General features: G+C 59.9%; 27 protein-coding genes. 11 read left to right on the forward strand and 16 right to left on the reverse strand.

The genetic code is table 11. From position 1 onward, the window contains the following. The first annotated feature begins 194 nt into the window (after window positions 1–194). Window positions 195–800 carry a hypothetical protein gene (locus ACM6IN_RS03135; RefSeq protein ID WP_414915391.1) on the forward strand — a complete coding sequence of 202 codons (606 nt, stop codon included), beginning with the start codon at window positions 195–197 and terminating at the stop codon, window positions 798–800. Between the two features lie 15 nt (window positions 801–815). Here ACM6IN_RS03135 and yiaY read toward each other — a convergent pair whose 3' ends face one another. After that, window positions 816–1,964, reverse strand: a complete 1,149-nt coding sequence (yiaY, locus tag ACM6IN_RS03140) for an L-threonine dehydrogenase (RefSeq protein WP_007911504.1) — start codon at window positions 1,962–1,964, stop codon at window positions 816–818. A 156-nt stretch (window positions 1,965–2,120) separates the two neighbouring features. On the opposite strand from yiaY, the gene ACM6IN_RS03145 reads away from it, so the two are divergent. Then, window positions 2,121–3,140 (forward strand): DUF4917 family protein, encoded by a 1,020-nt coding sequence (locus ACM6IN_RS03145; protein WP_123594798.1) that lies wholly within the window; start codon window positions 2,121–2,123, stop codon window positions 3,138–3,140. A gap of 63 nt (window positions 3,141–3,203) precedes the next feature. On the opposite strand, the gene ACM6IN_RS03150 is transcribed toward ACM6IN_RS03145, so the two are convergent. Continuing rightward, window positions 3,204–3,746: a helix-turn-helix domain-containing protein gene (locus ACM6IN_RS03150; protein WP_201227620.1), complete on the reverse strand. Its 543-nt coding sequence runs from the start codon at window positions 3,744–3,746 to the stop codon at window positions 3,204–3,206. Between the two features lie 106 nt (window positions 3,747–3,852). Between ACM6IN_RS03150 and ACM6IN_RS03155 the strand changes: the two genes are divergently transcribed. Both ACM6IN_RS03155 and ACM6IN_RS03160 read left to right on the forward strand, forming a co-directional pair. Then, window positions 3,853–4,635 (forward strand): aldolase, encoded by a 783-nt coding sequence (locus tag ACM6IN_RS03155; protein ID WP_007911518.1) that lies wholly within the window; start codon window positions 3,853–3,855, stop codon window positions 4,633–4,635. 22 nt (window positions 4,636–4,657) lie between these two features. Then, on the forward strand, window positions 4,658–5,539 hold the full coding sequence (locus tag ACM6IN_RS03160) for a dihydrodipicolinate synthase family protein (protein ID WP_414893900.1): 882 nt from the start codon (window positions 4,658–4,660) through the stop codon (window positions 5,537–5,539). A gap of 138 nt (window positions 5,540–5,677) precedes the next feature. On the opposite strand, the gene ACM6IN_RS03165 is transcribed toward ACM6IN_RS03160, so the two are convergent. From ACM6IN_RS03165 to ACM6IN_RS03175, 3 genes are all read right to left on the reverse strand, one after another. Then, entirely contained in the window at window positions 5,678–6,022 is a 345-nt protein-coding gene (locus tag ACM6IN_RS03165; RefSeq protein ID WP_007916316.1) for a YegP family protein, read from the reverse strand. 192 nt (window positions 6,023–6,214) lie between these two features. After that, window positions 6,215–6,520: a ribbon-helix-helix domain-containing protein gene (locus tag ACM6IN_RS03170; RefSeq protein ID WP_007916314.1), complete on the reverse strand. Its 306-nt coding sequence runs from the start codon at window positions 6,518–6,520 to the stop codon at window positions 6,215–6,217. Between the two features lie 13 nt (window positions 6,521–6,533). Continuing rightward, complete coding sequence (locus ACM6IN_RS03175) at window positions 6,534–7,115, reverse strand: DJ-1/PfpI family protein (protein ID WP_007916312.1); 582 nt, start codon at window positions 7,113–7,115, stop codon at window positions 6,534–6,536. Window positions 7,116–7,384: 269 nt separating this feature from the next. On the opposite strand from ACM6IN_RS03175, the gene ACM6IN_RS03180 reads away from it, so the two are divergent. Then, window positions 7,385–8,275 carry a DMT family transporter gene (locus ACM6IN_RS03180; RefSeq protein WP_414915392.1) on the forward strand — a complete coding sequence of 297 codons (891 nt, stop codon included), beginning with the start codon at window positions 7,385–7,387 and terminating at the stop codon, window positions 8,273–8,275. Between the two features lie 24 nt (window positions 8,276–8,299). On the opposite strand, the gene ACM6IN_RS03185 is transcribed toward ACM6IN_RS03180, so the two are convergent. From ACM6IN_RS03185 to ACM6IN_RS03200, 4 genes are all read right to left on the reverse strand, one after another. Next, window positions 8,300–9,517, reverse strand: coding sequence for a class I SAM-dependent methyltransferase (locus tag ACM6IN_RS03185; protein ID WP_095113821.1), 1,218 nt, complete (start codon window positions 9,515–9,517; stop codon window positions 8,300–8,302). Window positions 9,518–9,822: 305 nt separating this feature from the next. Continuing rightward, window positions 9,823–10,440: a TPM domain-containing protein gene (locus ACM6IN_RS03190; RefSeq protein ID WP_414915393.1), complete on the reverse strand. Its 618-nt coding sequence runs from the start codon at window positions 10,438–10,440 to the stop codon at window positions 9,823–9,825. 33 nt (window positions 10,441–10,473) lie between these two features. Beyond that, on the reverse strand, window positions 10,474–11,229 hold the full coding sequence (locus ACM6IN_RS03195) for a TPM domain-containing protein (RefSeq protein WP_095113823.1): 756 nt from the start codon (window positions 11,227–11,229) through the stop codon (window positions 10,474–10,476). A gap of 13 nt (window positions 11,230–11,242) precedes the next feature. After that, a complete protein-coding gene (locus ACM6IN_RS03200; RefSeq protein ID WP_007916301.1) occupies window positions 11,243–11,851 on the reverse strand; it encodes a LemA family protein in 609 nt (202 codons plus the stop codon). A 261-nt stretch (window positions 11,852–12,112) separates the two neighbouring features. On the opposite strand from ACM6IN_RS03200, the gene bglX reads away from it, so the two are divergent. Then, on the forward strand, window positions 12,113–14,404 hold the full coding sequence (gene bglX / locus ACM6IN_RS03205; RefSeq protein ID WP_095113824.1) for a beta-glucosidase BglX: 2,292 nt from the start codon (window positions 12,113–12,115) through the stop codon (window positions 14,402–14,404). Between the two features lie 132 nt (window positions 14,405–14,536). Here bglX and ACM6IN_RS03210 read toward each other — a convergent pair whose 3' ends face one another. From ACM6IN_RS03210 to ACM6IN_RS03230, 5 genes are all read right to left on the reverse strand, one after another. Beyond that, entirely contained in the window at window positions 14,537–15,694 is a 1,158-nt protein-coding gene (locus ACM6IN_RS03210) for a phospholipase D-like domain-containing protein (RefSeq protein ID WP_414915394.1), read from the reverse strand. A gap of 1 nt (window position 15,695) precedes the next feature. After that, window positions 15,696–16,286, reverse strand: a complete 591-nt coding sequence (locus tag ACM6IN_RS03215; RefSeq protein ID WP_414915395.1) for a YceI family protein — start codon at window positions 16,284–16,286, stop codon at window positions 15,696–15,698. Window positions 16,287–16,505: 219 nt separating this feature from the next. Beyond that, window positions 16,506–16,802: an amidase gene (locus ACM6IN_RS03220; RefSeq protein WP_123376349.1), complete on the reverse strand. Its 297-nt coding sequence runs from the start codon at window positions 16,800–16,802 to the stop codon at window positions 16,506–16,508. Then, complete coding sequence (locus ACM6IN_RS03225; protein WP_414915396.1) at window positions 16,799–17,872, reverse strand: serine hydrolase domain-containing protein; 1,074 nt, start codon at window positions 17,870–17,872, stop codon at window positions 16,799–16,801. The genes ACM6IN_RS03220 and ACM6IN_RS03225 overlap by 4 nt, the downstream gene beginning before the upstream one ends. Window positions 17,873–18,038: 166 nt before the next feature. After that, the gene (locus tag ACM6IN_RS03230; protein ID WP_414915397.1) at window positions 18,039–18,917 is read right to left on the reverse strand and encodes an acyl-CoA dehydrogenase; all 879 of its coding nucleotides are present in this window, start codon (window positions 18,915–18,917) and stop codon (window positions 18,039–18,041) included. Between the two features lie 153 nt (window positions 18,918–19,070). Here ACM6IN_RS03230 and olsB point away from each other — a divergent pair, with 153 nt between their 5' ends. After that, window positions 19,071–19,826 carry an L-ornithine N(alpha)-acyltransferase gene (gene olsB / locus ACM6IN_RS03235; RefSeq protein WP_007916280.1) on the forward strand — a complete coding sequence of 252 codons (756 nt, stop codon included), beginning with the start codon at window positions 19,071–19,073 and terminating at the stop codon, window positions 19,824–19,826. Next, window positions 19,826–20,617: a lysophospholipid acyltransferase family protein gene (locus ACM6IN_RS03240; protein ID WP_095113830.1), complete on the forward strand. Its 792-nt coding sequence runs from the start codon at window positions 19,826–19,828 to the stop codon at window positions 20,615–20,617. The genes olsB and ACM6IN_RS03240 overlap by 1 nt, the downstream gene beginning before the upstream one ends. Window positions 20,618–20,741: 124 nt before the next feature. Here ACM6IN_RS03240 and ACM6IN_RS03245 read toward each other — a convergent pair whose 3' ends face one another. After that, window positions 20,742–21,320: an ACP phosphodiesterase gene (locus tag ACM6IN_RS03245; protein ID WP_007917067.1), complete on the reverse strand. Its 579-nt coding sequence runs from the start codon at window positions 21,318–21,320 to the stop codon at window positions 20,742–20,744. 170 nt (window positions 21,321–21,490) lie between these two features. Here ACM6IN_RS03245 and ACM6IN_RS03250 point away from each other — a divergent pair, with 170 nt between their 5' ends. The 3 genes from ACM6IN_RS03250 to ACM6IN_RS03260 are packed head-to-tail and all read left to right on the forward strand — an operon-like array spanning window position 21,491 to window position 24,072. Next, complete coding sequence (locus tag ACM6IN_RS03250) at window positions 21,491–21,793, forward strand: ArsR/SmtB family transcription factor (RefSeq protein WP_007917068.1); 303 nt, start codon at window positions 21,491–21,493, stop codon at window positions 21,791–21,793. A gap of 34 nt (window positions 21,794–21,827) precedes the next feature. Further along, window positions 21,828–22,994, forward strand: a complete 1,167-nt coding sequence (locus ACM6IN_RS03255) for an MFS transporter (RefSeq protein WP_007917078.1) — start codon at window positions 21,828–21,830, stop codon at window positions 22,992–22,994. Between the two features lie 28 nt (window positions 22,995–23,022). Continuing rightward, window positions 23,023–24,072: an alkene reductase gene (locus ACM6IN_RS03260; protein ID WP_122845029.1), complete on the forward strand. Its 1,050-nt coding sequence runs from the start codon at window positions 23,023–23,025 to the stop codon at window positions 24,070–24,072. Between the two features lie 374 nt (window positions 24,073–24,446). Here ACM6IN_RS03260 and emhR read toward each other — a convergent pair whose 3' ends face one another. Further along, the gene (gene emhR / locus ACM6IN_RS03265) at window positions 24,447–25,079 is read right to left on the reverse strand and encodes an efflux system transcriptional repressor EmhR (protein ID WP_414915398.1); all 633 of its coding nucleotides are present in this window, start codon (window positions 25,077–25,079) and stop codon (window positions 24,447–24,449) included. Window positions 25,080–25,087: the final 8 nt, after the last annotated feature.

Genomic DNA, 25,087 nt, shown 5'->3' on the forward strand with positions numbered 1-25,087 from the left:
AGTCGACCCCCGTTGTCAGAGCATTCGATCCGAAGTAGCCACGCCGGACAACTGACAGAAATGACAGTTTTTTAGAAGAAAATGAAATTGCGTATCAAGCAAAAAAAGCTAAAAAACTGGTAGTTTTTACAGGTTCGAAACGGGACACGCCGTGCCAGTGTTTCGTTTCAAATCAGCCTGAAACGAGAAACACAATGAGCACTCCCGACAAGCCCAACACGCAACCTGTCCCGCCCCCGACCATCACGTACCCCGAAAAGGACAAGAACACGGGGGTTGCAACACTGTTTCTCGGCAGCGGTATACCGGGTGCTCTGGTGCAGGTTTGGAACATTGAAGAGACGCATTCGCTGGGTGGAGGACAGGTCAGCAAAAATGGACGATGGGCGTTCAGCTTCAGCGGAGCCCAGTCCCCGGGGGAGCATGGGATTAAAGCCCGCCAGGAGGTGGAAGGCGTCAAGTCAGGTTGGAGTGAGGAGCGCAAATACAAGGTGCTCTTGCGGCCCCCCATCAACATTCCGGTCGTTATGGAACCGGAGGAAGAAGCCGAGGTAGATGCCGTTCCGGTCTTTCGTGGCGATGTCACGCAGCCCATCGGCAGAGTTAGCATTATCGATTTGGACAACGGCCTGGAGATTGCCAGAGCCGACGTCGACAGCGAAATGCAATGGCATACTCAACCTACCCTCCCCCTGAAGGAAGGCAGGTATCGAATATCCGCCATTCACAACATCAATGGAAAATTGTCTGATTGGGGCCGTGTTCGAACGTTTACGGTGACCTCTGAGGGCAAGGGCTGACCCCGTCGTAACCGCTCAAAACGCGTTACGAAAAATCTCCTCGATCTGGCGCTGATCCGCCGCCCGAGGATTGGTCAGACCGCAGGCGTCTTTCAGCGCATTGCTGGCGAGCAGCGGAATGTCACTGAGCCTGGCGCCCAATTCGCGCAGGCCATCGGGAATCTCGACATCTTTGGCCAGGCAGCGGATCGCATTGATCGCCGCCTGCGCCCCCTCTTCGGCGCTGAAACCGCGAATGTCGGCGCCCATGGCGTGAGCAACATCGGTCAGCCGATCGGCGCAGACCAGCGCATTGAACGTCTGCACGTGGGGCAGCAGCACCGCGTTGCACACGCCATGGGCCAAGTCGTAGAACCCGCCCAATTGATGCGCCATCGCATGCACGTAACCGAGCGAGGCATTGTTGAAAGCCATGCCGGCGAGGAACTGCGCGTAAGCCATATTTTCCCGCGCGGCGAGGTCGCTGCCGTCACGCACAGCCAGGCGCAGGTTGTTGCTGATCAGGGTCATGGCTTTCAGCGCACAGGCGTCGGTGATCGGATTGGCGGCAGTCGAGACATACGCCTCGATGGCGTGAGTCAGCGCATCCATGCCGGTGGCGGCCGTCAGACCTTTGGGCATGGCGACCATCAGCTCGGGGTCATTGACCGACAGCAGCGGTGTGACGTTGCGGTCGACGATGGCCATTTTCACGTGCCGTGATTCGTCGGTGATGATGCAGAACCGGGTCATCTCGCTGGCGGTGCCGGCGGTGGTGTTGATCGCGATCAGCGGCAGTTGCGGCTTGCTCGATTGATCGACGCCTTCGTAATCACGGATCTGCCCGCCATTGGTCGCGCACAGGGCAATGCCTTTGGCGCAGTCGTGCGGCGAACCGCCGCCCAGCGAGACGACGAAATCGCAGCGACTTTCCTTTAGCAGCCCCAGACCCGACTCGACATTGGCAATGCTCGGGTTCGGTTTGGCGCCGTCGAAAATCACCGAATCGATGTCCTGCATCGCCAGTTTCTCGGCAACCATCGTGGCCACGCCAGCCTTGGCCAGCCCCGTGTCAGTGACGATCAACGCTTTGCGAAAACCGTAGTTGCGAATGGCGACCATAGCTTCATCGAGGCAGCCGTTGCCCATGATGTTTACCGCCGGAATGAAAAAGGTGCTGGTCATGCGCGCATCTCCTGACAGGGGCCGAATCGACTGCTCCGGTTCGGCGGATAGACACAGCATCGACCGATCGGTCACGAGCGATCTTGATCTGGCTCAATGCCCGCTCGTGATAAAGTCACCGTCCATCAGCCCCTTTGTTTTGAGACCGCCTACGCAATGACCGATTTTCTCGATGTCGACGCCAGCCTCGAAGACTGGAACACCCTGCGCGCCGCGACCGACTTCAACGGTCTGTTGGTAGGCAATGGCGCCAGCCGTGCGGTGTGGGACGACTTCGGCTACGACTCGCTGTTTGAAAACGCCCGCACCGTCGAAGAAAAACCGCTGAGCCCGTCGGAACTGGCGGTGTTCGACGCGATGCAGACGCGCAGTTTCGAGCAGGTACTCGGCGCACTGAAAACCACCAGCCGGGTCAACAAGGCGTTGGCTGTCAGCTCGGCGGCGCCGCGCAATCGTTACTACGCGATCAAGGAAGCGCTGATCAACACCGTGCACGCGGTGCACATTCCGTGGCGACTGGTGAAGCCTTCGACGCTGGCGACGTTGAACGAAGAACTGGCGCGCTATCGCACCGTGTTCACCACCAACTACGACTTGCTCAATTACTGGGCGCTGCAACATCAAAGCGACGCCATCGACGACCTGTTCAACGGCGCCAATGCGAGTTTTGATCTGAGCGAAACTGCCACCGACAAACCGCGCCTGTTGTACCTGCACGGCGGTCTGCATCTGGTGCGCAATCAGGACGGCACGGCGCGCAAACTGACTTCAACCGAGGGCACGTTGCTCGGTAGTTTTGCGATCAACAACACGATCAAGACACTGGATGACGTGCCGCTGTTCGTCACCGAAGGACCGAGTGCGGACAAGCTCAAGACTATTCGCAGTTCGGATTACCTGTCGTTCTGTTATGAGCAGTTGCTCGGGCATGGCGGCAGTCTGTGCATCTTTGGCCATGCCTTGGGCGAGCAGGATGCGCACATCGTTCGGGCGCTGCGCTTGGCGAAACCTGCAACGGTGGCGATCTCGATTTATCCGCGCAGTGCGGCGTTTGTTCAGCATCAGAAGCGGCATTACGCGCAGGTGTTCGAAGGCACGGGCGTTGAGTTGCGGTTTTTTGATGCCAAGAGCCATGCGCTCGGCAGCCCTAAGTTGTCGGTGCCGGTCGAGGTTTAAAGCAAGATCAAAAGATCGTCCGAACGCGGCCCGAGCCTTCGGACGATCCTTTGACTCTAAGGTTCATTCTTCGGCGCTGTGTACCACCACCAGCAACTGCGCCTGCACCTCGCCAACCGAGCGGATCCGGTGTGGTTTCTGCGCATTGAAGTGCAGCGCGTCACCGCGCTCCAGCAGCACCTTCTCGTTCATGAAATCCACTTCAACCTGCCCTTCGTGGACGAACAGAAACTCCTCGCCCAAATGCTCCTTGAAGGTTTTGTCAGTGAACTCGCTCGGCGGGTAGATGATGAACGGCAGCAGGTTGCGCTCGCTGACCTGATGCGCGAGCACGGCATATCCCGGACTCTGGTCATTGGCCGCCAATGACTGGCGCTCATGGCTGCGCACCAGGCTGTAGCTGTCGAGGCTGACGTTGTCTTCGGAGAACAATTCCTCGACTTTCACGTTCAACGCCTTCGCCAGTTTCAACGCGGCAGCAATCGAGGGGGTGTTCAGCCCGCGCTCGACTTTCGACAGATAACTCTTGGTCATGCCGGACTTTTCGGCCAGTGCCTCAAGGGTTACCCCAAGTTTTTTTCTTAACAATTTCAAACGGATAGACATGCGCGGCAGTTATTCCAGCAAGGAAGCGACGATTTGTGCTTGCCAATGACACTTTGTGTCATATAGCCTCTTTCGTGTCATTTGCAATCACCCAAAGGACACAGACATGGCCAAGACATTAGCACTACCCAAAGACCAACTGGTCAAGCAAGCACTGACCCAGATGCAAAAAAGCCTCGCGGATAATACGTGGACAGACCGGCAAAAGCTGGCTTTGACCTGCCGGATTCTGTTCGAGAACGGTCACGACTCAGGCCTCGCCGGCCAAATCACCGCCCGTGGCCCGCAGCCCGGCACCTATTACACTCAGCAATTGGGCCTGGGTTTCGACGAAATCACCGCGAGCAATCTGTTGCTGGTCAACGAGGATCTGGAAGTCCTCGAAGGTCACGGCATGGCCAACCCGGCCAACCGTTTCCACAGCTGGGTGTACCGCGCACGCCCGGATGTGAATTGCATCATCCACACCCACCCGACGCACGTCGCGGCGTTGTCGATGCTGGAAGTACCGCTGCAGATTTCCCACATGGACCTGTGCCCGCTGTACGACGACTGCGCATTTCTCGAAGGCTGGCCGGGTGTGCCGGTGGGCAACGAAGAAGGCGAGCTGATTGCCGGTGCGCTGGGCGACAAACGCGCGATCCTGCTTTCGCACCACGGTCAGCTGTCGACCGGTACGACGATTGAAGAAGCCTGCGTCATCGCTCAATTGATCGAACGCGCGGCCAAACTGCAACTGCTGGCGATGGCCGCCGGCACGATCAAACCGATCATCCCGGAGCTGGGCCGCGAGGCGCACGACTGGATCGCCAAGCCGAAACGCCACGCCGCTGCGTTCAACTACTACGCCCGGCAGAACCTGCGTCAACACGCCGATTGCCTGAACTGAAACCTGTTACGGAGAGATTCCCATGTCCACTATTCACGGCATCATCGGCTACACCATCACCCCGTTCGGCGCCAATGGCGAAGGGCTGGATTTGCCAGCGCTCGGACAATCTATCGATCGTCTGATCGACAGCGGCGTCCACGCCATCGCCCCACTGGGCAGCACCGGCGAAGGCGCTTACCTGAGCGACGCGGAGTGGGATCAGGTCGCCGAGTTCAGCATCAAGCATGTGGCCAAACGCGTGCCGACCATTGTCAGCGTGTCCGACCTGACCACCGCCAAAGCCGTGCGCCGCGCGCGTTTCGCCGAAGCCCATGGTGCCGACGTGGTGATGGTGCTGCCGGCTTCGTACTGGAAACTCAGCGAAGCGGAAATCCTCGCCCACTACCGCGCCATCGGCGAGCGCATCGGCGTGCCGATCATGCTCTACAACAACCCGGCCACCAGCGGCACTGACATGTCGGTGGATTTGATTCTGCGCATCGTCAATGCCGTGGACAACGTGACCATGGTCAAAGAGAGCACCGGCGATATTCAGCGCATGCACAAGCTGCAATTGCTCGGTGAAGGTCAGGTGCCGTTCTACAACGGCTGCAATCCGCTGGCGCTGGAAGCGTTTGCGGCCGGGGCGAAAGGCTGGTGCACGGCGGCGCCGAACCTGATCCCGCAGTTGAATCTGGATCTTTATGACGCGGCCATGGCCGGCGATCTGGATCGCGCGCGGGATTTGTTTTACCGCCAGTTGCCGCTGCTGGATTTCATCCTCAAGGGTGGGTTGCCGGCGACGATCAAGGCCGGATTGCGTCAGACCGGGCTGGAGGTGGGTGATCCGCGCTTGCCGGTATTCCCGTTGAGTGAGGCGGGCCAGACTCAGCTGCAAGCAATCCTGAAAACCCTGCGCTGATCCACTGACAACGCAAAAACCTGTGGGAGCTGGCTTGCCAGCGATGGCGGTGAATCATTCAACATCAATGCTGAATGAAATGGCCTCATCGCTGGCAAGCCAGCTCCCACAGGAATGGTGTTGGATTTGAAAGCGGGTTTAGAGAACCGGCAAAGTCTTGTCCTTGATCACTTTGCTCGGCCCGTTCACCTTGACGCTGGCAATGCCTTTATCGCACGCCGCATCCGATGAATACGCCTCGCTGCTGCCGATGACCTGATGATTGGCCGCTTTCAGGTTGAAATACGGATGGCCGTCCTTCGTCGACTTCTTCTCGTAGCGCTCATCGAGCGGGCTGTTGGTTTGCACCGCCGCGATGCCGCCGTCGGCCGCTGCGCGAGTGGTGTACAGCTCGCTGGTCAGAATCGTTTCGGCATTCGCCGCTTTCAACACGAACCTGAACTGGCCGTTGCTGCTTTTACTGAGTTCGTACCATCCGGACATGTTCGTTGCTCCTTGGCGATTGAGAGATTTCGCGCAAATGAGTAAAGACCAGCCCCAGCCTTCTGTCGCCTGTACCGGCCCAATCGCAGGCAAGCCAGCTCCCACAGGGGTCTGTTGTGTGCCCTATAACTGTGCCGCATCACAATACCTGTGGGAGCTGGCTTGCCAGCGATGGGGTCAACCCGGTCTGGCCTATTTCACCACCGCCCGCACCACCGACAACTCCGGCGCACTCACCCGCCGCTGACTCAGATAGCGCATACAACTCACCCGCAGGAACGAGGCAAAATTCACCACCTCACCGCGATAATCCATCACCTCTTCATACAGCTTGGCGATCAGTTGGTTGGTGGTCATGCCGTCGACCTCGGCGATTTCGCTGAGGATGTCCCAGAACTGATTCTCCAGGCGCAGCGTCGTCACCACGCCGCAGATGCGCAGCGAACGCGAGCGTGACTCATAAAGAATCGGGTCAGCCTTGACGTAGAGCTCGCACATCAGCGGATCCTCGTTACAGGGTGATTTTAGTGCCGAGCAAGCCGAGGAAACCCGCCAGCCAGTTCGGATGCGCCGGCCATGCCGGCGCCGTGGCCAGATTGCCTTGAACGTGGCCGTCCGTCACCGGAATATCGATGTACGTCCCGCCCGCCAGTCGCACTTCCGGCGCGCAGGCTGGATAGGCGCTGCATTCGCGACCTTCCAGAATGCCCGCTGCTGCCAGCAGTTGCGCGCCGTGGCAAACGGCAGCAATCGGTTTACCGGCCTTGTCGAAGGCACGCACCAGGTCGAGGACTTTTTCGTTCAGGCGCAGGTATTCCGGGGCACGACCGCCGGGGATCAACAGCGCGTCGTAATCGGCTTCGCTGACCTTGGCGAAGTCGAAGTTGAGGGCGAACAGGTGACCGGGCTTTTCGCTGTAGGTCTGATCGCCTTCGAAATCATGGATCGCGGTGCGCACGGTTTTGCCGGCAGCCTTGTCCGGGCATACGGCGTGAACGGTATGACCAACCATTTGCAGGGCCTGGAATGGCACCATCACTTCGTAGTCTTCGACGTAATCGCCGACCAGCATCAGGATCTTTTTCGCGGCCATGGGGAGGTCTCCTCTGGGGGAATGCTTGGGAGTATTCAAGGTAGACCTATTCGACAGTGACGGGTAACAACGGGCTACTACCGAGTTGACGCCATCGCGAGCAGGCTCACTCCTACAGGGGTACGCATCTCAACTGTAGGAGTGAGCCTGCTCGCGACGGCGTCAGCAAACTGTACGGATAAGTCTGTGCCTAGCTGTAACAGCCCGCAACGCCCGGTTTATGGCTTGATGAAGGTCATTCCCAACCACCTTCAATTTCGGTCCCCATCATGTCCTCGCGCGAAAACACCGGCATGGCCCTCGGCCTGCTCGGCGTGGTGATCTTCAGCCTCACCCTGCCCTTCACCCGCATCGTGGTGCAGGAACTGCACCCGCTGCTCAACGGTTTGGGCCGGGCACTGTTCGCGGCGATTCCAGCAGCGTTGCTGTTGTTGTGGCGTCGCGAGAAGTGGCCAACCTGGCAGCAAATCAAAGGCCTGAGCATGGTGATCGCCGGGGTGATTCTGGGTTTTCCAGTGTTGTCGGCGTGGGCCATGCAAACCTTGCCCGCGTCCCACGGTGCACTGGTCAACGGCTTGCAACCATTGTGCGTGGCGCTGTATGCCGCATGGCTGTCCCACGAACGTCCATCGAAAGCCTTCTGGGCCTGTGCGGCGTTGGGCAGTGCATTGGTGCTCGGTTATGCGTTGTACACCGGGGCCGGCAGTATTCAGGCCGGTGATCTGTTGATGCTCGGCGCGATTGCCGTCGGCGGCTTGGGTTACGCCGAAGGTGGCCGGTTGGCCAAGGAGATGGGTGGCTGGCAGGTGATCTGCTGGGCGCTGGTGCTGTCGACGCCGCTGTTGATCGGGCCGGTGTTGTATCTGGCGCTTCAGCATCAGGGCGCGGTATCGGCCAAGACCTGGTGGGCGTTTGGGTATGTGGCGTTGTTTTCGCAGTTTCTTGGGTTCTTTGCGTGGTACGCCGGGCTGGCCATGGGTGGGATTGCCCGGGTCAGTCAGATCCAGTTGTTGCAGATCTTCGTCACCATTGCGTTTTCGGTGCTGTTCTTTGGCGAACATGTCGAGCCGATTACCTGGCTGTTTGCGTGTGGCGTGATTGCAACGGTCATGCTCGGTCGTAAAACCGCGGTGCGCCCGGCGCAACCTGCCACAGCTTGAACACATAACCTTGTAGGGACCGAGTCAGGCGAGATAGCCATCCGCGCGCAGCAAGGTTTCCAGGCAGTGTTCGCTGATGTTGTAGAACGCTTTCAACTCTTCGATCTTCACCAACAACTGCGCTGGGTCGACCGGCTCGGCGCGTTTCACCGCCAGAATCATTTTGTTCTTGTTGGTGTGTTCCAGCGAGATGAACTCGAACACCTTGGTCTCGTAACCACAGGCTTCAAGGAACAACGCACGCAGGCTGTCGGTGACCATTTCCGCCTGCTGGCCCAGGTGCAAACCATATTGCAACATCGGTTTGAGCAGCGCCGGGCTCTGGATCTGCAGGCGAATCTGTTTGTGGCAGCACGGCGAGCACATGATGATCGACGCGCCTGAGCGGATGCCGGTGTGGATCGCGTAGTCGGTGGCGATGTCGCAGGCATGCAGGGCGATCATCACATCCAGCTCGCTCGGCGCCACGCTGCGCACGTCACCGCACTTGAACACCAGCCCCGGATGATCGAGTTTCGCGGCGGCAGCGTTGCACAGGTTGACCATCTCTTCGCGCAACTCGACGCCGGTGACTTCGCCTTCCGCCTTAAGCGTGTTGCGCAGGTAATCGTGAATCGCGAACGTCAAATAGCCCTTGCCCGAACCGAAATCCGCCACGCGTACCGGTTGGTCCAGCGCCAGCGGCGACGAGGTCAGGGCATGGCTGAATACTTCGATGAACTTGTTGATCTGCTTCCACTTGCGCGACATCGCCGGAATCAGCTCATGTTGCGCGTTGGTCACGCCCAAGTCTTTGAGGAACGGTCGGCTCAACTCAAGAAAACGGTTTTTCTCACGGTTGTGCTCGGCGGACGGCGCCTCGCGCAATTGCTGAGGTTTGCTCTTGAACAGCGAAGGCTTGCCCTTTTTGCTGTATTCCAGCTGGGCTTCGTCAGTTACCGCGAGTAAATGCGCATTCTTGAACGAGGCCGGCAACAGCGCGGCAATCGCCGCCACGCCGTCGACCAGGGTCAGGTTTTTGGTGATGTCGCGGGTTTTGTAGCGATAGACGAACGACAGATTCGGCTGCGCCTTGACCGTCACCGGTTTGATGATGACTCGCTGCAAATCCACTTCTTCGCCGACGTACTTGGCCAGCACCAGTTTGATGAAGCCGTTCTGGTCGAGGCTGGTTTGCAGCAGCTCGATGAACTGGGCGTGGTGATCGGGCGCGGGCTTGGTGGCAGGTGCAGTAACGGACATGGAAAAGCGGCCTCGGACGGGCGAAATCGGGAATGGCGGGTATTTTAGGGGTGATGGGGGTTGGGGACACGCTCTTATTTACCCAACGGTTTTAAAAGCGGCCCTCACCCTAGCCCTCTCCCAGAGGTAGAGGGGACTGATTGGGGGATATTGACGAGATACACCGACTTGAACGATTTGCCTTGAATCCATAATCGACACGGTTTTTCAGGTCGATGTCGAGCGCAAGACACCTCGGTCGGCCCCCTCTCCCTCAGGGAGAGGGCTGGGGTGAGGGTTTGGATCTAAAACAGGAAAAAAGTACTTCAGCCCAACACCACCAACCGATTCGGCAACTCATTCCTAACCTGCGTCACCGGCACATGCACTTTCAGCAATTCCCCACACGCCTCGATACACGTCACAAACCCTTCCAGCGTGCGCCCGTGCCTGACCTGATCGGTAAACGCCGCCACAATCGCATCCCAGCTCTTGTTATCCAGCCGTTTGGAAATCCCCTCATCCACCAGAATCTCCACATAACGCTCAGCTTCACACACAAAAATCAGCATTCCCGTACTGCCCACAGTGTGGTGCAGGTTCTGCTCGAGAAACTGCCGCCGCGCCAGGTTCGACGCGCGCCAGTGCCGTACGCGACGCGGAATCAGATGGGTGGTGATTTTCGGTAGACGAAACAGCAGGCACAGCACGATAAACGCGCCCCACTGGACCAGCAGCAGACTGCGCAAGGTCAACCAGCCGCTCAGGTAGTGGACGACGCCCGGCACCACCAGTGCCAAGAGGCTCGCCCACAGCAGCGGGATGTACGCGTAGTCATCAGCGCGCGCCGCGAGCACCGTCACCAGTTCGGCGTCGGTGTCGCGCTCGACCCGGGCAATCGCCTCGGCGACTTTGCGTTGTTCGTGTTCGGTCAGTAGTGCCATGTTGAAAAGTGCCTGCTCATTATTCTTCTGATTTCACCAGCCGCCGGACGAACCACCGCCGCCGAAACTGCCCCCGCCGCCGCTGAAGCCCCCGCCTCCACCGCCGCCGCCAAAACCGCCACCACCGCCGAAGCCGCCCCCTCCTCCGGAGCCACCCCGGCCGGCAGGCAGGATACCGAGCATCTGGCAGACAAACACCGTCAGGATGAACAACATCACCAAAAACACGAACAATCCCGGGTGCCGTGAGATGAAATCATCGGACGGATCACCACTGGACTCATAAACCGTCGATGGCTCATCCAGCGGATTACCACCGAGCACCACCAGCATCGCCGCGACGCCGTCGCTGATGCCTTTGCTGAAGTTGCCGCTTTTGAATGCAGGAGTGATGACTTGATGAATGATCACTGAAGTCTGCGCGTCGGTCAGCCGGTCTTCGAGACCATAACCGACTTCGATGCGCAGTTTGCGCTCGTCACGGGCAACGATCAGCAGCGCGCCGTTGTTCTTGTCCTTCTGACCGATGGCCCAATGTCGACCGAGCTGAACGCCGAAGTCCTCGATGGTTGTGCCTTGCAGATCCGGCAGCGTGACCACGACCAACTGCTCGCCGGTCGCCTGCTCATGGGCCTGCAACTGCTGGCTCAGTTGCGCACGCACCGATGGCTCGAGCATCTGCGCTTCGTCCACCACCCGCCCGCTCAGCGCCGGGAACGTCAACTCGGCGTGGGCGCTGAAGGCTAATACCCACAGCACCAACACCAGGCCCATTTTCAACACGCGCATGGACAACCTCGAATCAGAATTTCACTTCCGGGGCCTTTTCCGCGCCGGGCGTGGTGGCTTCGAAGGTTTCGCGGATCGGCAGATCGCTGTACATCACGCTGTGCCAGAGGCGACCGGGAAAGGTGCGGATCTCGGTGTTGTATTTCTGCACCGCCAGAATGAAATCGCGGCGTGCCACGGCAATGCGGTTTTCCGTGCCTTCCAGTTGCGATTGCAGGGCGAGGAAGTTCTGGTTGGCTTTCAGGTCCGGATAACGCTCGGAGACCACCATCAAACGGCTCAATGCGCCGCTCAGTTGATCCTGCGCCTGCTGGAACTGCTTGAGCTTCTCGGGATTGTCGAGAGTGCTGGCGTCGACCTGAATCGACGTGGCTTTCGCCCGCGCCTCAATCACTGCCGTGAGAGTTTCCTCTTCATGCTTGGCGTAACCCTTGACCGTTTCCACCAGATTGGGGATCAGGTCGGCGCGGCGCTGGTACTGGTTCTGCACCTGGCCCCATGCGGCTTTGGCCTGTTCGTCGAGGGTCGGGATATTGTTGATGCCGCACGCCGTCAGCAACGTGGCCAGCACCAGCAGTGTGGCGACCTGCAAACGCGAGCGATTGGTTGGGCTTACATTCATCGCGGTGATGCTCCTTGGCACATATCATTATAAAAACCGAGCGCGAAACATTCTCAGCGGGCTCTTGGGGCATAATCGGCCGCGTCGCTGGATTACGACGGGGCAATGGGCTAAAAAGTGCCCTGCGTGATCATGCGGCCAAGTGTCGGCTGCCGTTTTTGGCTCTGTTTCTTTGAGCCTGTACCCGAACAACAATAGTCGCTCCCTAAATTTTGGCTGGCCGGCGTTGCATCGCCGCTTGGGCCCTTGAGAAAACTATTCATGAAGAAGCTGTGTTTGCTGGGTCTGTTCGTCAGCCTGGCCAGTCATCAAGTATTGGCCGCCACGACCCCGGTACCCCTGGAAAACAAGGATGCGTTCATCAGCAACCTGATGAACCAGATGACCCTCGATGAAAAGATCGGCCAGTTGCGCCTGATCAGCATCGGCCCGGAAATGCCCCGCGAGCTGATCCGCAAAGAGATTGCTGCCGGCAATATCGGCGGTACGTTCAACTCGATCACCCGCCCGGAAAACCGCCCGATGCAGGACGCTGCGATGCGCAGCCGCCTGAAGATTCCGATGTTTTTCGCGTACGACGTGATCCACGGTCACCGTACGATTTTCCCGATTCCGCTGGCCCTCGCCTCGAGCTGGGACATGGACGCCATCGGCCAGTCCGGACGTGTTGCCGCTAAAGAAGCCGCTGCCGACAGCCTCGACATTACCTTCGCGCCGATGGTCGACATCTCCCGCGACCCGCGCTGGGGCCGTAGCTCCGAAGGTTTCGGGGAAGACACTTACCTGACTTCGCGCATCGCTGGCGTCATGGTGCGCGCCTATCAGGGCGCCACCCCGAGCGCAGCCGACAGCATCATGGCCAGCGTCAAGCACTTCGCCCTGTACGGCGCGGTCGAGGGCGGTCGCGACTACAACACCGTCGACATGAGTCCGGTGAAGATGTACCAGGATTACCTGCCGCCGTACCGCGCCGCGATCGATGCTGGCGCCGGTGGCGTGATGGTTGCGTTGAACTCGATCAACGGCATTCCGGCCACGGCCAACACTTGGCTGATGAATGATCTGCTGCGCAAGGACTGGGGCTTCAAAGGCCTGGCGGTCAGCGACCACGGTGCGATCTTCGAACTGATCAAGCACGGCGTGGCCCGCGACGGTCGTGAAGCGGCGAAGCTGGCAATCAAGGCCGGCATCGACATGAGCATGAACGACACCCTCTACGGCAAAGAACTGCCGGGGCTGCTCAAGTCCGGCGAGATCGAACAGAAAGACATCGACAACGCCGTGCGTGAAGTGCTCGCGGCCAAGTACGACATGGGCCTGTTCAAGGACCCGTACCTGCGCATCGGCAAGGCTGAAGATGATCCGGCCGACACCTACGCCGAGAGCCGTCTGCACCGCGCCGAGGCCCGTGAAGTGGCGCGTCGCAGCATGGTGCTGCTGAAGAACCAGAACGAAACGCTGCCACTGAAGAAAGACGCGAAAGTCGCGCTGGTCGGCCCGTTGGCCAAAGCCCCGATCGACATGATGGGCAGTTGGGCGGCCGCCGGGCGCCCTGCGCAATCGGTGACGCTGTTCGATGGCATGAGTTCGGTGATCGGCAACAAGTCGAACCTGATCTACGCCCGTGGCGCCAACATCACCAGCGACAAGAAGGTGCTCGACTACCTGAACTTCCTCAACTTCGATGCGCCGGAAGTGGTCGACGATCCGCGCCCGGCCAACGTGCTGATCGACGAAGCAGTGAAAGCTGCCAAGGATGCTGACGTGATCGTTGCAGCGGTAGGTGAATCCCGTGGCATGTCTCACGAATCCTCCAGCCGCACCGACCTGAACATCCCGGAAACCCAGCGCGAGCTGATCCGCGCGCTGAAAGCCACCGGCAAACCGCTGGTATTGGTGCTGATGAACGGCCGTCCACTGACCATTCTCGAAGAGAACCAGTCGGCTGACGCGATTCTGGAAACCTGGTTCAGCGGCACCGAGGGCGGCAACGCCATCGCCGACGTGCTGTTCGGCGACTACAACCCGTCGGGCAAACTGCCGGTGACTTTCCCGCGCTCCGTGGGCCAGATCCCGACTTACTACAACCACCTGAGTATTGGCCGGCCGTTCACGCCGGGCAAACCGGGCAACTACACCTCGCAGTATTTCGATGACACGACTGGCCCGCTGTTCCCGTTCGGGTATGGCCTGAGCTACACGCAATTCGCCCTGAGCGACATGGCGCTGTCGTCGACCACGCTTAACGCCACTGGCAAGCTCGACGCCAGCGTCATGGTGAAAAACACCGGCAAGCGTGACGGCGAAACCGTGGTGCAGTTGTACATTCAGGATGTCACCGGTTCGATGATCCGCCCGGTGAAAGAACTGAAGAACTTCCAGAAAATCATGCTCAAGGCCGGCGAACAGAAAGTCGTGCACTTCACCATCAGCGAGGATGACCTGAAGTTCTATAACGCCCAGCTCAAATATGCGGCAGAGCCTGGCAAGTTCAACGTGCAGATCGGCCTGGATTCCCAGGACGTGACGCAGCAGAGCTTTGAACTTCTGTAATTTTTCAGGCAACACATAAACCTGTGGGAGCTGGCTTGCCAGCGATGAGGCCGGCACATTCAACATCTCTGTTGACTGATACTCCGCCATCGCTGGCAAGCCAGCTCCCACAGTGTTTTTTTGGTGTAGCAACTATCCCCGGCGATCCAGCAGATTGACCACCACCCGATCCACCCAGCCCCACACCCGCTGCTTGACCCGCCGCCACAACGGCCGGCGCTGCCACTCCTCCAGACTCACCTGCTGACTCAGCCCGAAGTCCTTCACGAAACTCGCCTCTACCGCTGCCGTTAATGACGGATCCAGCGCCTCCAGATTTGCCTCCAGATTGAAGCGCAGGTTCCAGTGATCGAAGTTGCACGAACCGATGCTCACCCAATCGTCGACCAGCACCATTTTCAAATGCAGAAAGCACGGCTGGTATTCGAAGATCCGCACCCCGGCCTTGAGCAGTCGTGGGTAGTAGCGATGCCCGGCGTAGCGCACTGACGGGTGATCGGTGCGCGGCCCGGTCAGCAGCAGCCGCACGTCGACACCGCGTGCGGCAGCCTTGCGCAGGGAGCGGCGGATTTTCCAGGTTGGCAGGAAGTACGGTGTGGCCATCCAAATGCGTTTTTGCCCACTGTTCAAAGCGCGGAACAGCGACTGCAGAATGTCACGATGCTGGCGGGCATCGGCATACGCCACACGGCCCATGCCCTCGCCCTTGTCCGGCACCCGAGGCAGGCGCGGCAGACCGAAATGCGCGGCCGGGCGCCAGGCGCGGCGATAACGGTTGGCGATCCACTGACGGTCGAACAGCAATTGCCAGTCGATCACCAGCGGGCCGCGGATCTCGACCATCACTTCGTGCCATTCGCTGCTGTCATGGCCCGGCGTCCAGAACTCATCGGTGACACCGGTGCCACCGACCACCGCGAGACATTGATCGACCAGCAGCAATTTGCGGTGATCGCGATAGAAGTTGCCGACCCAGCGCCGCCAGTTCAGCCGATTGTAGAAACGCAGTTCGACCCCGGCATGAGTCAGACGCTGACGCAGATTGAGGGTGAAAGCCAGGCTGCCGTAATCATCGAACAAGCAACGCACACGCACGCCACGTTCGGCCGCCAGCACCAGCGCTTGCACGATGGTTTCGGCGCAGGCGCCGGCCTCGACCAGATACAGTTCGAGTTCGATCTGCTCCTGCGCACCAGCAATCTGCTCGAGCATGCGCGGAAAGAATTGCGGGCCGTCGATCAATAGCTCGAAACGGTTGCCGTCTCGCCACGGGAACACCGCGCCGCGCATGTCAGCGCGCCGTGAAGATCAGCACCGCACCCACCGGCACCGACAGACTGATCGCCGACAGATCGGCGAGTTTGCGCAGGCTTTCCAGCCCCGGCACGAGGTCGAAATCCTCGGCGTTGATCACCAGCGGCTCTAGCGTGACCACTTGAAAACGTCGATCATCGAGACGCGTCGCCAGCAGTTCGGCGGGGTACTCGTGTTGTTTGCCGTGCAAATTGACGGTGAGTGGCAGGCGCAATTCCAGCTGCGCACCGGGGGCCAGATCGTTGATCGGGCGCAAATCAATCTGCGTGGTGATGGTCGCTTCTGGAAATTGCTCGATCTGGAACAGCTCCTTGCGCATGCGCTCATCGCGCAGCGGGATGCCGCTGTTGATCGAATCCAGCTCGACTTCGACTTCGGCGCGCCCATTGGGGTCGACCTTGCCGTGCAGCACCAGAAAGCGCTGCACTTCGGAAATGTTGGCGTTTTTCGTGCTGACGAACGACAGCCGCGACGACTCGCCGTCCAGATACCAATTGGCCTGCGCCGGCAGCGCGACGGCGGCGAGCAGCAGGCTGGACAGGGTTGCACAAAGGGAGCGGTTGAACATTGAACACTCGTGGGGCCGATAAACCTGCACGAACCTTAACCGCCTATGCCGTTATTGCAAACTCGGTCGCCGCAAATCTATCAATTGATGAAAATCCCTGTGGGAGCTGGCTTGCCAGCGATGGCGGTGTATCAGTCACACAAATATTGCCTGTGCCGACGCAATCGCTGGCAAGCCAGCTCCCACAGGGGCCTCTGTTCACAGGAGGATTGCGGGTTTTCAGGGGTTCAGGCGGCAGCCCAAGCGTTCGCTCAACCACTGGGCGCGGTGGCTGCGGCCCATGCCGCTGACCGTGATGGTTTTGCTGGCAGGGTCATCGGTGAACTGGCTGGTCGGCAACCACTGCTTTACGTAGCCACGGCAGTATTGCGCGTCGTTATTCATCACATAGCGGCACGAACAATATTCCTTGGCGGTGTAGGCGCTGATGATGTCGGGGAAGGCCCACAGATTTTCGCGCTCGTAGACGACCCAGCCGAGCAGCAAAACCAGCAGCAACAGCAAAAAGCGCTTCATGGCCGCACCGCCTTCAGCACGCGTTTGAGCAATTCGTTGTGTCGATAACTGTCGTCGCGGTCATCGGCGTAGCGCACGATCACCAGGTTGGCGCTGGGGATTACGTACAGCGCCTGGCCCCAATGGCCAAGCGCGGCGAAGGTGTCGGGCGGTGCATCGGGCCACGGTGACAAGGCGCCATCGGCCGGACGATTGAGCCACCATTGGCCGCCGGGCACCGCTTCGTCCTGATGAGCCTTGTAACCGGCGAAGGGCTGCCGATTGAAGTCGACCCAATCCTTGGGCAGCAATTGCCGATCGTTCCAGCGCCCGTCACGGGCCATCAACAGCCCGACGCGCGCCAGATCCCTTGCCGTCAGGTAAGCGTAAGACGACGCGACAAACGTGCCGCTGGCATCGGTCTCCCAAACGGCGTGGCGAATGCCCAACGGCTCGAACAACGCCTCCCACGGATAATCCGCATAACGCTGCGGGCCGACGATCGTTTTTAACGCTGCCGCCAAGAGATTGCTGTCGCCACTGGAATAGCGGAAGGCCTGCCCCGGTTCGGCGTAGGCATCGTGATCGGCGGTAAACGCAGCCATGTCGCGATGACCACGGGTATAGAGCATCGCCACCACCGAGGATTTCAGCGGGGCGTATTCGTAGTCTTCCTGCCAATCGATACCAGAGGCCCAGTGCAGCAGATCGGCGATTTTTATCGCCGGGTGTTTGGTCAGTGACGGGTAAAACTTCGCGGCCGGATCGTCGAGTTTGAACAGGCCCTCGCCGTAGGCCACACCGAGCACGCTGGCCATCAGGCTTTTGCTGATCGACCAGGTCAGGTGCGGGGTTTGTGCTGTGGTCGGGCCGGCGTAGCGTTCGTAGATGATCTGGCCGTCGCGGATGATCAGCAGCGCGTCGGTGCGGATGCCTTGGCGGGTGCTGTCATCGCGGGGCGGGAAGGCGTAATGATCCAGCGCCTCTGTATCGGTGACCTTCGGGCCGGTTGGCCATTCTTCACCCGGCCATTGTTCGGCGTGAACGGTGAAGGTGATCAGCAGCAGAAACAGCGACAGGCCTTTGCACATGGTGGGGGCTCATGGAAAGAACCTGCTGAGACTAGTCGGGGTTTATGACAAGTATGCGGTGTTATTTAGATTGCTATCGCGAGCAGGCGAAGGCCTACAGGGGATCGCATTTCAACTGACGAAACTCGATCAACTGTAGGCCTTCGCCTGCTCGCGATGAGGCCCTTCAGCCCGCCACCAAAGCCTTGGCCAAGCGCTTGGCCCTGGCCCCTGCGGCCAACTGCATCACCCCTTGATCGCGCTGCCACATCTGCGCCCATTCTGCCGGCCCGTCAGCCAAGGCCTGACTCACCTCCCCCTCCAGCGCCGCAAACTGCGCAAACAACCCACCCAGCAACACATGCCCGACGGGATTGTTCGGCGGTTGCCGGCTCGTCTCGGCACACCCGGCCAACAGCGCCAGCAAACGCAATTGCAGCGCTTGCGGCCAGTCACTGTCCTGCCCGACGCCATACAGCCACGCGGTCATCGCGCTCAGCACATAAACGTCCTCCAGGGTGCGGAACGGTTTGACGTAAGCGTCCCAACCATCGCCGGCCAACAACTCGCACAACGCGTTATCAAGCTGCAGCCGACCATGGCTGATGTCCGGCATCAATGGCAGCGCCGGCAGTTTCTCTACCGTCACACCGGGCTCGCCGGGATACACCACCGCCAGACTCAAGCGCGGCGTTTCACCGGGTGCTTCACTGCGCGCAGCGATCAGCAACCAGTCCGCCGCATCGCCGGCCGTAACGAAATCCTTGCGCCCACTCAGGCGCAAATCGCTCAGCCGCGTGAGCATGTCAGACGGACGCAGACTGCGCTGTTCGGTCGCACACAACGCACCAAGGCTCAGCGGCGCACTCGGCCACAACATGCGCAATGCCGCTTGATAACCGACCAGAAACGCCAGCCCCGGGGTGGCCATCCGCCGCCCGCCCGCGACCGCCAATTCGAACGGCGTGACGTTGCCCAGTTGCTGCAACAACGTCGCAAAACCCTCGGCCAGGTCAGCAACGGCGGGCAATCGGTCAGGGCTGTGCAGCAGATCTGGCCAGGGCATAAGAGGCTCCTCGTGGGCTGTCATATAAGCATCACCAAAGGTTCATGGCGATGACACCGGGGCTACATAGCCTGACTTTGCACAACACGGCTGCATAAAGAAAGTCGATCGGCTGCAACCCACGACGGGTTAAAGGCCCGTACGGAGATTCACATGACTCAGATCGCCCGCATCAGCGACACCGGCAATGAACGCCGCCTGCAAGCCGAACGCCTGATCGGCGCCGAGGCCTTGCAGCAAGCCCAGGCCCTGCGCTTCAACGTCTTCAGCGGCGAGTTCAACGCCAAATTGAAAGGCGCGGAGCTGGGTCTGGACATGGATGATTATGATGTTCACTGCAGCCACATCGGCGTGCGTGATCTGAACACCGGCCGTTTGGTCGCGACCACGCGTTTGCTCGATCACACCGCCGCCAGCAGCCTTGGCAAGTTCTACAGCGAAGAAGAATTCAGCCTGCACGGCCTCGCCCATCTGCAAGGCCCGATCCTCGAAATCGGCCGCACCTGCGTCGACCCGGCGTACCGCAACGGCGGCACCATTGCGGTGTTGTGGGGCGAGTTGGCCGAAGTGCTGAATCAGGGCGGCTACAGCTATCTGATGGGTTGCGCGAGCATCCCCATGCAGGACGGCGGCATCCAGGCCCACGCGATCATGCAGCGCCTGCGCGAACGTTATCTGTGCACCGAACACCTGCGCGCCGAGCCGAAAAATCCGCTGCCGACGCTGGATATTCCATCGAACGTGATCGCGGAAATGCCGCCGCTGCTCAAGGCCTATATGCGCCTGGGCGCGAAGATCTGTGGCGAACCGTGCTGGGATGAAGACTTCCAGGTCGCCGACGTGTTTATCCTGCTCAAACGCGACGAACTCTGCCCGCGCTACGCCAAGCACTTCAAGGCGGCCGTGTGATGAGCCGGTTGCGCGTATACGCGCGGATCGCGCGGGTGTTGCTGGTGGTGGCGCTGGGGTTGACCATGGCCAGCGTCTTTGGCGTGTTTGAACGCATTGGCCTGGCGCATTCGATGGAGCGGCGTCAGCGCTGGTCGCGCTTCTTCATGGCGCGCCTGAGCAACGCCCTGCCCTTTCGGGTGACGGTGCACGGTGAGCTGCCGAAGCAGCCGATGCTGTGGGTCAGCAATCATGTGTCGTGGACCGACATTCCGCTGCTCGGCATGCTCACGCCGCTGTCGTTTCTGTCCAAGGCCGAAGTGCGCACCTGGCCGGTGGCTGGTTGGCTCGCGGCGAAGGCTGGCAGCCTGTTCATCCGTCGCGGTTCGGGCGACAGCCAGTTGATCCGCAAGCAGATGACCCGTCATCTGCAAACCGAGCATGCGTTGCTGATGTTTCCGGAAGGCACCACCACCGATGGCCGTTCGCTGCGCACCTTTCACGGCCGTTTGCTGGCGGCGGCGATTGATTCCGACGTGATGCTGCAACCGGTGGCGATTCGTTATCTGCGTGACGGCGAAATCGATGCGCTGGCGCCGTTCATTGGCGACGATGATCTGCTCTCGCACCTGATGCGCCTGTTCAGCAATGATTGCGGCGATGTTGAAGTGCACTTGCTCAAGCCGATGGCCTGTCAGGGACGAGAGCGTGCTGCGCTGGCGTTTGAAGCGCAGCAGGCGGTGCAGAAGGCGTTGTTTGGCGCAATTCCGGAAACCCTACAATCCCCAATGCGTCCGGCAATCGCTGCCTGAAATACAAATCCTGAAATCGCCTTGGCCCCTGTGGGAGCTGGCTTGCCAGCGATAGCGGTAGACCAGCCGACACGAATGTTGAATGTGCTGACGCCATCGCTGGCAAGCCAGCTCCCACAGGGATTCAGGGTGTTGGTGGGGATTGGGCGAAGTCCTGGAGTTGCGGGTAGAAGAGCCGGAAGTCTTCACTGAGCGGCTCATACAACCGCCGCAATTCCTGCATCGCACCCGCCAGTTCCTCCGGCCGGCTCAAGCGCCGCGAGATCCCGCGCAACACCTGCTCCAGCACTTCAAATTCCTGATACGAACCCAGCCAGTCATTGGCGACCATGTGCGGGGCAATCTTCGCCAGTCGCTCGGGCAGTTGCCGCTCGCGGGTCAGAACCCGATAAACGTCAGCGGTGAAAACCTCCAGCGGCTGATCGGCATACAGCCGCCAGTCCCGCGCCAGGCAATGATCGAAAAACACATCGAGCACAATCCCGGCATAACGCCGGCGCGTGTCGGAAAACCGCCCCAGCGCGATATCCACCAGCGGATGGCGATCGGTGAATACATCGATCCGTCGATGCAATTGAATGGCCGCCTCGACCTCGGGCGCAAACTGCCCTTGCAGCCGGCCTTTGACGAAGTCGCCATACAGACTGCCGAGCAGTTGCCCGGGGCGCTGGCCACCGAGGTGTAAATGTGCGAGATAGTTCATGGGCGCAGCTTAGCACTGCGGCCCATAAGCCATACACCCATGTATCGTTATAACGCGATATACCAATTTATGCTGGCGTCAGATCAAAATCATATTGGTGTATCGCGATCTAACGATTTATATTTCGCCACATCGCGATATAGCGTTGTACACATTGTGAGCACCCTGCCATGAACCTCGACCTCGACGAAATAATAAAAGCCCTGGCGCACCCAGTACGGCGAGACATCCTCAACTGGCTGAAAGACCCGAAGAACGAATTTCCGGAACAGTTGCACAACCACGAGTACGGCATCTGCGCCGGGCAGATCGATCAGCGCTGCGGTTTGTCGCAGTCGACCGTTTCTGCACACCTCGCGACGTTGCAACGCGCCGGTCTGATCAGCAGCCAGAAGGCCGGTCAATGGCACTTTTTCAAACGAAACGAGGACGTGATCCAAGCGTTCCTCAGCACCCTCAGTAAAGAGCTCTGACCCTTAACGTCAGCCAGCCGACAAGGAAACCTGCATGCCCCTCTCGCTCCTCATCCTCGCCTTGAGCGCCTTCGCCATCGGCACCACCGAATTCGTCATCATGGGCCTGCTGCCCAATGTGGCGGCTGACCTCGGTGTGTCGATCCCCGGCGCCGGCTGGCTGGTGACCGGATACGCCCTCGGCGTGGCCATCGGTGCGCCGTTCATGGCGATGGCCACGGCCAAACTGCCGCGTAAAGCAGCACTGGTGGCGTTGATGGGCATTTTTATTGTCGGCAACCTGCTCTGTGCGATTGCCAGCGATTACAACGTGCTGATGTTCGCCCGGGTGATCACTGCGCTGTGCCACGGTGCGTTCTTCGGCATCGGTTCTGTCGTCGCGGCCAATCTGGTGCCAGCGAATAAACGCGCTTCGGCAGTGGCCTTGATGTTCACCGGCCTGACCCTGGCCAACGTCCTCGGTGTGCCGCTGGGCACTGCGCTGGGTCAGCAATACGGCTGGCGCTCGACCTTCTGGGCGGTGACCGTCATTGGTGTGATTGCGCTGATCGGCCTGATCCGTTTCCTGCCGGCCAAACGTGACGAAGAGAAGCTCGACATGCGCGCCGAGCTCGCCGCCCTCAAAGGTGCCGGAATCTGGCTGTCGCTGAGCATGACCGCGCTGTTCGCCGCGTCCGTCTTCACCCTGTTCACCTACGTTGCCCCGCTGCTCGGCGAAGTCACCGGTGTGTCGCCGCGTGGCGTGACCTGGACGCTGATGCTGATCGGCCTGGGCCTGACTGTCGGCAACATCATCGGCGGCAAACTCGCCGACAAGGGCATGGCCGCGACGCTGATCGGCGTGTTCATCGCCATGGCCGTGGTCTCGACCGTACTGACCTGGACCAGCGTCGCGCTGATCCCCACCGAAATCACCCTGTTCCTCTGGGCCACCGCGTGTTTTGCCGCCGTACCGGCGCTGCAAGTCAACGTGGTGACCTTCGGCAAAGCCGCACCGAATCTGGTCTCGACCCTGAACATCGGCGCCTTCAACGTCGGCAACGCCCTCGGCGCCTGGGTCGGCGGCAGTGTCATCGCTCACGGCTACGGCCTGACCAGCGTGCCACTCGCAGCCGCCGCGCTGGCCGTGCTCGCTCTGCTGGTGACCCTGATTACTTTCCGTCAGAACGGCAATGCCGATCTGGCCCCTGCTACCAACTGATTAACTTTCACCTACGAGGGTTGTAGACATGGCAACTATTTTTGATCCGATCAAACTGGGCGACATCGAACTGGCCAACCGCATCATCATGGCCCCGTTGACTCGCTGCCGCGCCGACGAAGGCCGTGTGCCGAACGCGCTGATGGCTGAATACTATGTACAGCGTGCTTCCGCTGGCCTGATCCTCAGCGAAGCCACGTCGGTGACGCCGATGGGCGTTGGCTACCCGGACACCCCGGGCATCTGGTCCAACGATCAAGTGCGCGGCTGGGCCAACGTGACCAAAGCCATTCACGGCGCTGGCGGCAAGATCTTCCTGCAACTGTGGCACGTCGGTCGCGTCTCGCACCCGTCGTACCTCAACGGTGAGGCACCGGTGGCACCTAGCGCGATCCAGCCGAAAGGTCACGTCAGCCTGGTGCGCCCACTGGCCGACTACCCAACCCCGCGTGCCCTGGAAACCGCTGAAATCGCCGACATTGTCGACGCCTACCGCACCGGTGCCGAGAACGCCAAGGCCGCCGGTTTCGACGGCGTGGAAATCCACGGCGCCAACGGTTACCTGCTCGATCAATTCCTGCAAAGCAGCACCAACCAGCGCACCGACAACTACGGCGGCTCGCTGGAAAACCGTGCACGCCTGCTGCTGGAAGTGACTGACGCCGCGATCGAAGTCTGGGGCGCCGGCCGTGTCGGTGTGCACCTGGCACCGCGCGCCGACTCCCATGACATGGGCGACGACAACCTGGCAGAAACCTTCACTTACGTGGCTCGTGAGCTGGGCAAACGCGGCATCGCGTTCATCTGCTCCCGTGAGAAAGAAGGCGCCGACAGCCTCGGCCCGCAACTGAAAGAAGCCTTTGGCGGCCCGTACATCGCCAACGAACGCTTCACCAAGGACAGCGCTAATGAGTGGCTGGCCAGCGGCAAGGCTGATGCCGTGGCGTTTGGTGTGCCGTTCATTGCCAACCCGGATCTGCCGGCGCGCTTGAAGGCGGATGCGCCGTTGAATGATGCGCGTCCGGAGTTGTTCTATGCGAAAGGCCCGGTGGGTTATATCGACTATCCAGCGCTGTAAGCACTAGAAACATAAAGCCCCCGACTTGAGAGAATCGGGGGCTTTTTTGTGTTCGCCGGGAGATTGATTGCGCGGCTGAGTACGCAGCCCCTCACCCCAGCCCTCTCCCGAGGGAGAGGGGGCCGATTTGTGTAGTTTTCAAATTCGGAGTTCGACTGGGTTTTTCAGGTCGGTGTAACTTGCAAGAACACCTCGGTCAGTCCCCTCTCCCTCTGGGAGAGGGCTAGGGTGAGGGCAAGCGGCTCACACTCATTCACACAGAAGACACAAATTCCCTACAAAATGCGTAGCTCGCTACGTTTAAACTCCCCCCGCTGCGAAGCTATATAAAGGCAGGCCAATTGACATAGGCTGTGCCAATTACGCATTTTGTTTCATTTGCGCAGGCTGGGGCTCAGGCGCAGCATATCCAACCCTGTATCGACCCAACGTTCGGCCTCGGCATGCAGCTCAAAGCTGTCCGGCGCCAGAAGCCATCCATATAGAAGGCCATCGATATAGCTGTGAATGCTGATGGCCGCACGGGCAGTGTCGAGATCTTCCGGCAATTGGCCGCGATTTACCGCATTACGCAACGTCAGAGCGATGCGCTCATTGCAATCGAGACTGACGTCCCTGCGCTGCTGGCGCAAATCGCACATTTCATCGGTGAACTCGCACTTATGAAACAGAATTTCGTTGATACGCCGGGTTTTCGGGTCCAACGCAACTTGATGAAACAAATGAATCAGCAGTTGGCGCATGCAGCCCAGTGGATTGAGTTCATCTTCGCTTTCGCTGGCCCTGGCCAACTCATCCAGCGGCTCACGCAGCGAATCCAGCATGGCCTGGACCAGGTCGGCCTTGTTGCTGAAATGCCAGTAAATGGCACCGCGCGTGACCCCGGCCAAGGCCGCGATGTCGGCCAACGTCGTACGAGCGACGCCCCTTTCATAAAAGGCTTTCTCCGCCGCTTCCAGAATCTGGCTACGGGTTTCTTGAGCTTCCTCTTTGGTACGACGGACCATGACAGTAA

It is taken from the genome of Pseudomonas sp. IT-P395, from assembly GCF_949767675.1.
Classification (GTDB): domain Bacteria; phylum Pseudomonadota; class Gammaproteobacteria; order Pseudomonadales; family Pseudomonadaceae; genus Aquipseudomonas.